Annotated in this window: 9 protein-coding genes and 4 tRNA genes; 10 read left to right on the top strand and 3 right to left on the bottom strand. The window is 59.3% G+C overall.

The genetic code is table 11. The annotated features are described in order from the left end of the window. The first annotated feature begins 49 nt into the window (after window positions 1-49). Complete coding sequence (locus AC0J1C_RS10800; protein WP_473046531.1) at window positions 50-760, top strand: amino acid ABC transporter ATP-binding protein; 711 nt, start codon at window positions 50-52, stop codon at window positions 758-760. Between the two features lie 40 nt (window positions 761-800). On the opposite strand, the gene lpxH is transcribed toward AC0J1C_RS10800, so the two are convergent. Together lpxH and AC0J1C_RS10790 are read right to left on the bottom strand one after the other, a co-directional pair. Further along, window positions 801-1529, bottom strand: coding sequence for a UDP-2,3-diacylglucosamine diphosphatase (gene lpxH / locus AC0J1C_RS10795; RefSeq protein ID WP_473043845.1), 729 nt, complete (start codon window positions 1527-1529; stop codon window positions 801-803). Further along, window positions 1526-2026, bottom strand: a complete 501-nt coding sequence (locus tag AC0J1C_RS10790) for a peptidylprolyl isomerase (protein ID WP_091986151.1) — start codon at window positions 2024-2026, stop codon at window positions 1526-1528. The genes lpxH and AC0J1C_RS10790 overlap by 4 nt, the downstream gene beginning before the upstream one ends. Window positions 2027-2171: 145 nt before the next feature. On the opposite strand from AC0J1C_RS10790, the gene AC0J1C_RS10785 reads away from it, so the two are divergent. The 3 genes from AC0J1C_RS10785 to AC0J1C_RS10775 all read left to right on the top strand — a co-directional run bounded on the left by AC0J1C_RS10785 (window position 2172) and on the right by AC0J1C_RS10775 (window position 7568). Beyond that, complete coding sequence (locus AC0J1C_RS10785) at window positions 2172-3851, top strand: glutamine--tRNA ligase/YqeY domain fusion protein (protein WP_473043842.1); 1680 nt, start codon at window positions 2172-2174, stop codon at window positions 3849-3851. Then, on the top strand, window positions 3848-5236 hold the full coding sequence (cysS, locus tag AC0J1C_RS10780) for a cysteine--tRNA ligase (RefSeq protein WP_473043840.1): 1389 nt from the start codon (window positions 3848-3850) through the stop codon (window positions 5234-5236). The genes AC0J1C_RS10785 and cysS overlap by 4 nt, the downstream gene beginning before the upstream one ends. A 151-nt stretch (window positions 5237-5387) precedes the next feature. Next, complete coding sequence (locus AC0J1C_RS10775; RefSeq protein WP_473043839.1) at window positions 5388-7568, top strand: malate synthase G; 2181 nt, start codon at window positions 5388-5390, stop codon at window positions 7566-7568. Window positions 7569-7708: 140 nt separating this feature from the next. Here the strand turns inward: AC0J1C_RS10775 and folD are convergent, their stop codons facing one another. After that, a complete protein-coding gene (gene folD / locus AC0J1C_RS10770; protein ID WP_375192399.1) occupies window positions 7709-8566 on the bottom strand; it encodes a bifunctional methylenetetrahydrofolate dehydrogenase/methenyltetrahydrofolate cyclohydrolase FolD in 858 nt (285 codons plus the stop codon). Between the two features lie 226 nt (window positions 8567-8792). Between folD and AC0J1C_RS10765 the strand changes: the two genes are divergently transcribed. The 6 genes from AC0J1C_RS10765 to clpP all read left to right on the top strand — a co-directional run bounded on the left by AC0J1C_RS10765 (window position 8793) and on the right by clpP (window position 11680). Beyond that, window positions 8793-8869, top strand: a tRNA-Pro gene (locus AC0J1C_RS10765). A gap of 72 nt (window positions 8870-8941) precedes the next feature. Then, window positions 8942-9018: transfer RNA gene (locus AC0J1C_RS10760), tRNA-Arg, on the top strand. Between the two features lie 96 nt (window positions 9019-9114). After that, window positions 9115-9190 (top strand) — tRNA-His (locus tag AC0J1C_RS10755). Window positions 9191-9269: 79 nt separating this feature from the next. Then, window positions 9270-9354, top strand: a tRNA-Leu gene (locus tag AC0J1C_RS10750). Window positions 9355-9570: 216 nt separating this feature from the next. Then, window positions 9571-10875: a trigger factor gene (gene tig, locus AC0J1C_RS10745; protein ID WP_473043837.1), complete on the top strand. Its 1305-nt coding sequence runs from the start codon at window positions 9571-9573 to the stop codon at window positions 10873-10875. Window positions 10876-11044: 169 nt separating this feature from the next. Next, window positions 11045-11680 (top strand): ATP-dependent Clp endopeptidase proteolytic subunit ClpP, encoded by a 636-nt coding sequence (gene clpP / locus AC0J1C_RS10740; RefSeq protein ID WP_473043835.1) that lies wholly within the window; start codon window positions 11045-11047, stop codon window positions 11678-11680. Window positions 11681-11757: the final 77 nt, after the last annotated feature.

Raw genomic sequence — 11757 nt, 5'->3', positions numbered from 1 at the left:
TGCCCAGGGTGGGGCGGGCAACAAGCCGGACATCATCCGGGTGGAAGGGATGCACAAGTGGTACGGCGATTTCCATGTCCTGAAGGACCTGAACCTGACCGTTGCCCAGGGCGAGCGAATCGTGATCTGCGGCCCGTCCGGCTCCGGCAAGTCCACCTTCATCCGGTGCATCAACCGTCTGGAGGAGCACCAGCAGGGCAAGATTATTGTTGATGACGTGGAACTCACCGACGATGTCCGCCAGATCGACAGCGTGCGCAGGGAAGTGGGCATGGTGTTCCAGCACTTCAACCTGTTTCCTCACCTGACCGTGCTGGAGAACTGCTGCCTATCGCCCATCTGGGTGCGCAAGATTCCCCGTAAGGAAGCCGAGGCCACCGCCATGGAGTACCTGGAACGGGTCAAGATACCCGACCAGGCGCGCAAGTACCCCGGTCAACTGTCTGGTGGTCAGCAGCAGCGGGTGGCGATTGCCCGGGCCCTGTGCATGAAACCGAAGATCATGCTCTTTGATGAGCCCACGTCGGCACTGGATCCGGAAATGATCAAGGAGGTTCTGGATGTCATGATCGAGCTGGCGGGCAGCGGCATGACCATGCTCTGCGTAACCCACGAGATGGGCTTTGCCAAGACCGTGGCCGACCGGGTGATCTTCATGGACGGTGGTGAGATTGTTGAGGAGGCGCCGCCCCACGAGTTTTTCAACAATCCGCAGGAAGCGAGAACCCAGAAGTTTCTCAAGCAGATTCTGGCGCACTGAGGCCGGAAGACGAAAAAAGCCGGGACTATCCCGGCTTTTTTCATTTCAGCGGCTGTTTTTTTAATGCCGGCTCTTCATCAGGGCGAGCTTCCAGCCACCAGACATTCTGATCCCAGTCACCCAGGACAATCCGTTGTGCAGGCTGCCCGTTGGCGATGAGTTCGTGCACCGCCGGCCGGTGGGTGTGGCCGTGGATCATTCGTTGAACACCATGGTGCTCCATGTCTTTGACCACCTCTTCGGGCGTGACATCCATGATGAATTCTTCCTTGCCCTGGTTCTTGGCCATGCTGATTTCCCGAAGCTGACGGGCCATCTGCTGGCGGTCCTTCAGAGGGCGCTGCAGAATCATCTGCTGCCACTGCGGATTGCGCATGTTGGCCCGGAACTTCTGGTATTCCACATCGGCGGTGCACAGGCTGTCACCGTGCATCAGCAGGGTGGGGGAGCCATAAAGGTCGATAACGGTCGGGTCGTCCAACAGGGTGGCACCGGCACGGGCACAGAAATCCTCGCCAATCAGAAAATCCCGGTTGCCATGCATGAGGAACACGCGGGTACCGCTGTCGCTGAGCTGGCGCAGGGCGCCCGCCACCTGCTCCTGAAGAGGGGTACGTTCATCATCGCCAATCCAGGCCTCGAAGAAATCGCCCAGGATGTAGAGGCTTTCAACGCCTGTCGCTTTCTCGTTCAGAAAGGCCAGGAAGGCCCGGGTAATGTCCGGGCGCGATTCTTCCAGGTGCAGGTCGGAAATAAACAGCGTGGTCACGCGTCCTCCAGAACCTCGGCTTTCTCGATAACCACATCGTCTGCCGGTACGTCCTGGTGGCCGGCACGCATGGTGGTACGGACTGCGCGAATGGCGTTGACCGTATCCATGCCTTCCACCACTTTGCCGAATACGCAGTAGCCCCAGCCTTCGGCGTTCTTGGCGGTGTGGTCCAGGAAACCATTGTTCTCGACATTGATGAAGAACTGCGCCGTGGCGGAGTGCGGATCCATGGTCCGGGCCATGGCGATGGTGCCCTGCATGTTGCTCAGGCCGTTGTCGGCCTCGTTCTGGATGGGCTCGCGGGTTTTACGTGGGGTCATGCCTGGCTCGAAGCCGCCGCCCTGAATCATGAAGTTGCTGATGACGCGATGGAAAATGAGGCCGTCGTAAAAGCCGTCGCGGACGTACTGTTCAAAGTTTTTCGCGGTTTCCGGAGCCTTGTCGTAATCCAGTTCCAGCTTGATGTCGCCAAGATTGGTCGTCAGCAGAATCATCAGGGTTTCCTGTTCAGAGGTGTTTGGAAAGATGGGTTGTGTCAAACCCGTATTGTACTGAAGAGTTTGCCCCGATGCATGAGTCCGGAAAGGATTTGTGAGTATAATAGGCGGTTTAAGATTCACCCCTTTTAACAGAGATTGTATGAGCGCCGAGTCGAAGAAAGCCCATAACTTCATCCAGAGCCTGATCGAGGACGCCATCGCCGGCGGTGAACATACCGGCAAGGTGGTGACCCGCTTCCCACCAGAGCCCAACGGCTATCTGCACATTGGCCATGCCAAATCGATCTGCCTCAATTTCGGAATTGCTGAAACCTTTTCGGGCGAGTGCAATCTGCGCTTCGACGACACCAACCCCGAGAAGGAAAACCAGGAATACATCGACGCAATCAAGCAGGACGTGGAGTGGCTCGGCTACGAGTGGGCCGGCGATGTGCGCTACGCCTCTGACTACTTTGACGCCCTGTACGATTTTGCCGAGGAGCTGATCGAGCGGGACAAGGCCTACGTTTGTGCCCTGTCTGCCGACGAGATGGCTGAATACCGCGGCAGCCTCAAGGAGCCGGGCCGGAACAGTCCCTACCGGGATCGTCCGGTGGAGGAGAGCCTTAAACTGTTCCGGGACATGCGCGATGGCAAGTTCCAGAACGGTGAGCTGGTGCTGCGGGCAAAGATTGACATGGCGTCCCCGAACATCAACCTGCGCGATCCGATTCTCTACCGGATTCGCTACGCCGACCACCATCAGACCGGCAACAAGTGGTGCATCTACCCGATGTACGACTACACCCATCCGATTTCGGACGCGCTGGAGGGGATCACCCACTCCCTGTGTACGCTTGAGTTTGAGGATCATCGACCACTCTACGACTGGGTTCTGGACAACATTTCGGTGCCCTGTCACCCCAGGCAGATCGAGTTCGCGCGCCTTAACCTCAACTACACCATCACCTCCAAGCGCAAGCTCAAGCGCCTGGTGGATGAGGGCGTTGTGGATGGCTGGAACGATCCGCGTATGCCCACCATCTCCGGTATGCGCCGTCGCGGCTACACGCCTGAATCGATCCGTAATTTCTGCGACATGATTGGTGTGAACAAGGCTGGCGGCACGGTCGACGTGGGCATGCTCGAGCACGCCATCCGTGAGGACCTGAACAACCGGGCACCTCGTGCCATGTGCGTGATGCGGCCGCTCAAGGTCACGCTCACCAACTACCCTGAGGGCCAGACCGAAACCCTGAGCCTGCCGGTACATCCTCAAAACCCGGACATGGGCGAGCGCGAAGTGACCTGGAGCCAGACCCTGTTCATCGACCGGGAAGACTTCGAAGTCGATCCTCCCCGGAAGTGGAAGCGGCTTGCACCGGATCAGGCCGTACGCCTGCGGGGCGGCTATGTGATGACCTGCCGGGAAATCATCCGGGACGACAGCGGCGAGATTGTTGAGCTCAAGTGCGAATACGACCCGGCTACCCTGGGCGTGAATCCCGAGGGCTACAAGCCGAACGGTGTGATTCACTGGGTGTCGGCGACCGACAGTGTAGAGACCGACATCAACGTTTACGACCGCCTGTTCAACCACGAGTCCCCCGACAGCGACAAGGAAGGGGACTTCATGGACCACCTGAATCCGGAATCCCTGGTGGTGCTGCGTGGCGCCCGGGTGGAGAAGAGTCTGGCCCAGCCCCGCACGGATCTGCCGTACCAGTTCGAGCGGGAAGGTTATTTCTTCTGCGATCAGGAGCAGACGGCCGCGGCCGGTCGGCCGGTGTTCAACCGCACCGTCACACTGCGCGACTCCTGGGGCAAGGGGGGCAAATGATCCGGATCCACAACACCCTGACCCAGCAGAAGGAAGAGTTCCGGCCCATCGAGCCCGGCAAGGTGCGGATGTACGTGTGCGGCATGACCGTATACGACTACTGCCACCTGGGCCATGCCCGGGTGCTGGTGGCGTTCGATGTGATCACCCGTTACCTGCGTCATCGCGGCTACGAGGTGCACTACGTTCGCAACATCACCGATATCGACGACAAGATCCTGCGCCGGGCCGATGACAACGGCGAGCCCTACACCGAGCTCACCGATCGCATGATTCGCGCCATGCACGAGGACGAGGCCCGCCTGGGTGTGCTGTCCCCGGACGAAGAGCCGCGAGCAACGGCGTACATCGACGAAATCATCGCCATGATCCACAAGCTGATCGCCAGCGGCCACGCCTATGCCGCGGATAACGGCGACGTGTATTTTGCGGTGGATTCCTTCGAGGGCTACGGCAAGCTCAGCAAGAAAAAGCTGGAAGACCTGCTGGCCGGTGCTCGGGTGGACGTACAGGAAGCCAAGCGCAGTCCTGCGGACTTTGCGTTGTGGAAGGCGGCGAAGGAAGGTGAGGTCAGTTGGCCCTCTCCCTGGGGCGACGGTCGTCCCGGCTGGCACATTGAGTGCTCTGCCATGTCAACCTGCTGCCTGGGCGATACCTTCGACATTCACGGTGGCGGTCCGGACCTGCTGTTTCCGCACCACGAGAACGAGATTGCGCAATCCGAGTGTGCCACCGGTCATACCTTTGTGAATACCTGGATGCACGCTGGCGCCATTCGGGTGAACAAGGAGAAGATGTCCAAGTCCCTGGGCAACTTCTTTACCATCCGGGAGATCATGGAGACCTACCCGGCGGAGGTAGTCCGCTACTTCCTGGTGTCGAGCCATTACCGCAGCCAGGTGGATTACTCCGAGGACAATCTGGCCGAAGCCGGTCGCACCCTGACCCGGCTTTATCACGCCCTGCGCGGCATCGTGCCGGCAAAGGCGGCCGATGTGCCCGAAGGTGAGCACGATCAGCGCTTTGCCGAAGCCATGGACGACGATTTCAACACTGCCGGTGCCATTGCCGTCCTCCATGCCGTGGCCAACGAGATCAACCAGTTCCGTCGCGATGGCCGGGAAGACGACGCCAAGCGCAGCGCCGCGGTGTTGGTGCGCCTTGGAGGCGTGCTGGGTCTGCTTCAGCAGGATCCGGAGGCTTTCTTCAAGGCTGGCGTCGATGTTGAGCTCTCGGCCGAGGAAATCGAGGCGATGATCCAGGCCCGGGCTGACGCTCGCAAGGCGAAAGACTTTGCCGAAGCGGATCGCATCCGGGACACGCTGGCGGGAAAGGGCATCATCCTGGACGACTCCCGGGAAGGCACGACCTGGCGCAAGGCCTGATTGAGGCGTCCGAGCGCTTGGTCTGACCAGTTTTGTGCTCGCAGGCATGATCTTGTAAGGATTTTCCCTTACAATGCGGCGCTCAAATTAGAATGCCCTCTCGTTCGGAAAGAAGAGGGAGTCGGGAAACAACCCACTGAGGCAGACAACGATGACAGAACGCGTACAAGTCGGCGGCATTCAGGTCGCCAAGAATCTGTATGATTTCGTGAACAACGAGGCGATTCCGGGCACCGGAGTTGATGCCGACAAATTCTGGGCCGAGTTCGACAAGATCGTGAACGAGCTGGCACCGCGCAACCGCGAACTGCTGGCCAAGCGCGACGCGATCCAGGAAAAGATGGACAGCTGGAATCGTGACCACAAAGGCCAGAAGATCGACATGGCCGAATACAAGGCGTTCCTGAAAGACATCGGCTACCTGGTCGATGAGCCCGCCGAGTTCAAGATTTCCACCTCCAACGTGGATCCGGAAGTGGCCACCCAGGCTGGTCCGCAGCTGGTGGTGCCGATAATGAACGCGCGCTTCGCCCTGAACGCGGCCAACGCCCGCTGGGGTAGCCTGTACGACGCGCTCTACGGAACCGACGCCATCTCTGAAGAAGGCGGTGCCGACAAAGGCCCGGGTTACAACCCGGTTCGTGGTGCCAAGGTCATCGAATGGGCGCGCAACCTGCTGGACAGCTCCGCACCGCTGGCCTCCGGCAGCCACAAGGATGCCGCCAAATACCTGGTTGACGGCGGCAAGCTCGTGGTCAAGCTGCAGAACGGCGAAACCACCGGCCTGAAAGACGAAGCCGGTTTCGTGGGCTACACCGGCGCTGCCGACGCCCCGGCCGGCGTGCTGCTGGTGAAGAACGGCATGCACTTCGAGATCCAGATCGACGCCAGTCACCCGATCGGCAAGAACGACGGTGCCAACGTCAAGGACGTGCTGATGGAGTCTGCCCTGACCACCATCATGGACTGCGAAGACTCGGTTGCGGCGGTTGATGCCGACGACAAGGCACTGGCTTACCGCAACTGGCTCGGCCTGATGAAGGGCGACCTGGAGGAAACCTTCGAGAAGGGCGGCAAGCAGCTGACCCGCAAGATGAACGCCGACCGCACCTACACCGCGGCCGATGGCAGCGAGCTGGCTCTCAAGGGCCGCAGCCTGATGTTCATCCGGAACGTTGGCCACCTGATGACCAACCCCGCCATCCTGCTGAAAGACGGCAACGAGATCCCCGAGGGGCTGATGGACGGCCTGATCACCTCGCTGATCGCCATCCACGATCTGAAGGGTAACAGCCAGTTCCAGAACAGCACCAAGGGCTCTGTGTACATCGTCAAGCCCAAGCAGCACGGCCCGGAAGAAGTGGCCTTTACCAACGAATTCTTCGGACGCGTTGAAGATGCCCTCGGCCTGCCGCGCTTCACCCTGAAGGTGGGCATCATGGACGAGGAGCGTCGTACCACCGTCAACCTGAAGGCGTGTATCCACGCGGCGAAAGAGCGCGCGGTGTTCATCAACACCGGTTTCCTCGACCGCACCGGTGACGAGATTCACACCTCCATGGAGCTGGGTCCGTTCATCCGCAAGGGCCCGATGAAGCAGGCAACCTGGATCAACGCCTACGAGCAGTGGAACGTGGACATTGGCCTGGAAACCGGTTTCTCCGGCGTTGCCCAGATTGGCAAGGGCATGTGGGCCATGCCGGACCTGATGGCCGGTATGCTGGAAGCCAAGATCGGCCATCCGAAGTCCGGTGCCAACACCGCCTGGGTTCCGTCCCCGACCGCGGCCACCCTGCACGCCACCCATTACCACCAGGTGAATGTGTTTGATGTCCAGAAAGAGCTGTCCAAGCGCCAGCGTGCGGCTTTGGAGGACATCCTGACGGTACCTGTGATGGATGATCCGTCTTCCCTGAGCGCCGAGGAAATCCAGCAGGAGCTCGACAACAACGCGCAGGGTATCCTGGGCTATGTGGTGCGCTGGATCGATCAGGGCGTCGGCTGCTCCAAGGTGCCCGACATCAACAACGTGGGCCTGATGGAAGATCGCGCTACCCTGCGGATCTCCTCCCAACTGCTGGCCAACTGGCTGCATCACGGCATCTGCACCGAAGCGCAGATTGAAGAGACCATGAAGCGCATGGCCGCGGTTGTGGACAAGCAAAACGCCGGCGACCCGGCCTACCGCAACATGGCGCCGAACTTCGATGACAGCGTTGCCTTCGAAGCCGCCATGGCGCTGGTGCTGAAGGGTTGTGAGCAGCCGAACGGGTACACCGAGCCGCTGCTGCACGCCTACCGCCTGAAGGCGAAAGCCAAGTTCGGTCAGTAATACGGACGCATAAAAAACCCCGCTTCGGCGGGGTTTTTTATGCTTGTCGGATTACGGCTTTGCCTAATCCGACCTACCGGAAAACCTGCACTCTCTCGTAGGTTGAATTAGGCGAAGCCGTAATCCAACACTCCGTGAGTTCAGTCTTTGTGCAATACGTCAGCGGCGTACAGGGTATTCTGCAGCAGGGTGGCAATGGTCATCGGACCCACGCCGCCGGGCACCGGCGTGATGTAGGCCGCTCGTTCCGACGCCGTTGCGAAATCCACGTCGCCGTGCAGTTTGCCGTCGTCCATCCGGTTGATGCCGACATCAATCACCGTGGCCCCGGGCTTGACCCATTCTCCCCTGATCAGTCCCGGTTTGCCCGCAGCCGCCACAAGAATGTCCGCTTCTGATACGAACTTTGGCAGGTCCGGAGTAAAGCGATGGCAGACGGTCGTGGTAGCCCCCTTGAGCAGAAGCTCCATGCTCATGGGGCGGCCGACGATGTTGGAGGCGCCGACAATGACCGCGTGCTGGCCCTTGTAGGGCGTGCCAATGCTGTCGAGCAGGGTGATGATACCCGCCGGTGTGCAGGGCCTCAGCGTTGGTTTGCGCTGCATCAGCCGGCCAATGTTGTAGGGGTGGAATCCGTCCACGTCTTTGTCGGGCCGTATCTTGACCAGAATGGGGTCGGCATCCAGATGGTGGGGCAGGGGCAACTGAACCAGAATGCCGTCGACGGAGGGATTCTCGTTCAGTTCATCAATCAGTGCTTCCAATGCCTCCTGGGAGGTGTCTTCCGGCAGGTCGTAGGACAGGGACAGGATTCCGGCCTGCTCGCAGGCCTTGCGCTTGTTGCCCACGTATACCTGTGAGGCGGGATCGTTGCCGACCAGTACCACAGCCAGGCCGGGCGCGCGCAGCCCCTGCTGCCGACGGGCTTCCACGCCGGCGGCAACCTGCTGTCTCACCTCGGCGGCAATCTCTTTTCCGTTGATCAGTTTGGCGGTCATGTCTCGTCTTTTCGGTTGGACATCAAAAAATGAAGGCCGGGCATTGTCTCATGCTTCCGGCGTAACTCCAATTCGCAGGCCGGGGCCAGCGCCGGAACTTTCCTCGCCCCGACCGGTCAGCTTACATGCCCGCATAGGGGGAAATTGGAAATCCGTGTTGACGGAGCACGCCGGCGCCGGTAATATGCGCGCCAACTTTGCTGAGGCACTTGTTGTTCAGTTGCAACGGGGTATAGCGCAGTCTGGTAGCGCGCCTGCTTTGGGAGCAGGATGTCGGGAGTTCGAATCTCTCTACCCCGACCACTTACTGTACGAGTCCGGATTCCGGACACATTCGAGCAGGAGTGGTGGACAGCCAGGTGGGCGAACGGTCAAGCGCCCGTAGCTCAGCTGGATAGAGCATCCGCCTTCTAAGCGGATGGTCGCAGGTTCGAGTCCTGCCGGGCGCGCCATTAAACGTTGGCACCCGCGCCGGAGCGACCGTAACCAGCAAAGTTGAAAGCTTCACGCTGTTGCGTGGTGCTTGAGGAAAGACAAGTCCCTATGTGGTGGACGTAGCTCAGTTGGTAGAGCTCAGGATTGTGACTCCTGCGGTCGAGGGTTCGAACCCCTTCGTCCACCCCACTTTTCCCTCTTGTTCGATTCCGCGTGTGATGAATCCATTGATGGCAGGCTGGTCATCAGGCACTCTTCACCCTGTTGTGCGCGAGTGGCGGAACTGGTAGACGCGCTGGATTTAGGTTCCAGTGGGGCAACCCGTGAGAGTTCGAGTCTCTCCTCGCGCACCACCCCTTTCTTTTCCATGTTATGCCCCCATAAATCACACCAGACCGCAGGGTCGTCGCTGACGTTGGCCAATGCCGCGTAGAGTGATTCTCTCGGCGGGCCAAAGCATGATAAACTACCGGCTTTTAATTTTCGGTCCTTTTGCGGGCAGGCTCCCGTAACCGGACTTTTAGTATTAATTTCATTCACCTACAGAATCTGTAATTTGAGGATCTTCCATGCAAGTGTCTGTTGAAACGACCTCCAACATCGAGCGTCGCATGACGATTGGTGTGCCCGCCCAGGAAATCGACCAGGCGGTTCAGAAACGCCTGCAGGAAACCGCGCGTACCGTTCGTCTTAACGGTTTCCGTCCGGGTAAGGTGCCCATGAGCGTGGTGAAGCGTCGTTTCGGTGACAGTGTTCGTCAGGAAGTTGTGGGCGAGGTCATGCGCGACAACTACATCAAGGCACTGCAGGAGCAGGACATCAACCCGGCGGGCTGGCCGAAGTTCGAGCCGAAAACCATGGAAGAGGGCAAGGATCTGGAGTTCGTTGCCACTTTCGAAGTGCTGCCGGAAATCGAGCTGGGCGACCTGAGCAAGATCTCCGTTGAGAAGCTGACCTCCGAGATCACCGACAAAGACGTCGACAACATGATCGACAACCTGCGTCGGCAGCAGGCCACCATGAAGGAAGTTAAGCGCAAGTCCAAGAACAAGGACGTGCTGACCATTGACTTCAAAGGCTTCATCGATGGTGAGGAGTTCGAGGGCGGTGCCGCCGAAGGCCATCGTCTGACCCTCGGTTCCGGCCAGATGATTCCGGGCTTTGAAAAGGCCATTCAGGGCGGCAAGGCCGGCGAGGACATGGAAATCGAGGTAACCTTCCCGGAGGATTACCACAACGAAGAACTGGCGGGTAAGCCGGCCAAGTTCGAGATCAAGATCCACAAGGTGGAAGAGCCGCAGTTGCCGGAACTGGATTCCGAGTTCTTCAAGAAGTTTGGAATCGACGCCGAAGACGAAGCCGCTTTCCGCGAAGAAGTGAAGAAGAACATGGAGCGTGAGCTCAAGCAGGCCATCTCCAACAAGGTCAAGAACGACGTGGTCGACGGGCTGGTGGAGAACACCGAGCTGGACGTACCGGCCGCTCTGGTCGACCAGGAAATTGATCGTCTGCGCCAGGATGCGGTTCAGCGCTTCGGTGGCCAGGTTGACTTCCAGCAGCTGCCCAAGGAGATCTTCGAAGAGCAGGCCAAGCGCCGCGTGAAGACAGGCCTGCTGTTCCAGGAAGTGGTCAAGCAGAACGACCTGAAGGCCGACCCGGCGAAGGTAGATGAGAAGATCCAGGAAATCGCGTCTACGTATGAACAGCCAGAGGAAGTGATCGCGCACTTCAACAGCAACCCCGAGCAGAAGGCCCAGATCGAGTCCTCGGTGCTGGAAGATGCGGTGGTTGACCACGTGCTGGCCCAGGCCAAGGTCAAGGAAAAGAAGGTCAAGTACGAAGAGGCCGTACAGGCTGGTCAGCCGCAGCGCTGATTTGCCGCGGGGGCAGATTTTCCGCCCCCGAGCGCCGTCCCACGAAACAGCCGGCATGTCCGGCTGTTTTCATCTGGGGCCGCTGCTGGCAAAGTAACGGGTGCAACACCAATGAAACTGCCGTGGCCCATGGCCACGACCCATTGTCCATAAGGAGTTCAGGCGCATCATGACGCAGAAACCAATTGAGGGTCCCGCAATGGTTACCAATTCCGGGCTGGTACCGATCGTTATCGAGCAGACGGCCCGTGGTGAGCGGTCTTTTGACATCTACTCCCGCCTGCTCAAGGAGCGGGTAATCTTTCTGGTGGGCCCGGTTGAGGACCACATGGCGAACCTGATCGTGGCGCAGCTCCTGTTCCTGGAATCAGAGAACCCGGACAAGGACATTCACCTGTACATCAATAGTCCGGGCGGTTCGGTGACGGCCGGTATGTCGATCTACGACACCATGCAGTTCATCAAGCCTGACGTGGCTACCCTGTGTGTTGGCCAGGCCGCCAGTATGGGCGCCTTCCTTCTGGCTGGTGGCGCTGCCGGCAAGCGGGCGTGTCTACCCAATTCACGGGTGATGATTCATCAGCCGCTGGGCGGCTATCAGGGGCAGGCCACGGATATCGAAATCCACACCCGTGAGATCCTTAAGATCCGTCACACCCTGAACTCCATCCTGGCCCACCACACCGGGCAGGATCTGGACACCATCGCCAAGGATACGGATCGGGATAACTTCATGGATCCGGCCCAGGCGAAAGAGTACGGGTTGATCGATTCAATACTTGATAAGCGCGTACCGAATAAATAATACTGGAAGTAATCGCATCATATATGGCCGGCGTAATGCAGGTATGACGCCGGCAGAACGAGATCAGAGGTATTTCA

The sequence above is a fragment of the Marinobacter sp. E2 genome (genome assembly GCF_055755345.1).
The sequence above is the reverse complement of the archived record's forward strand: the minus strand, read 5'-3'. Positions and strand labels throughout refer to the sequence as shown.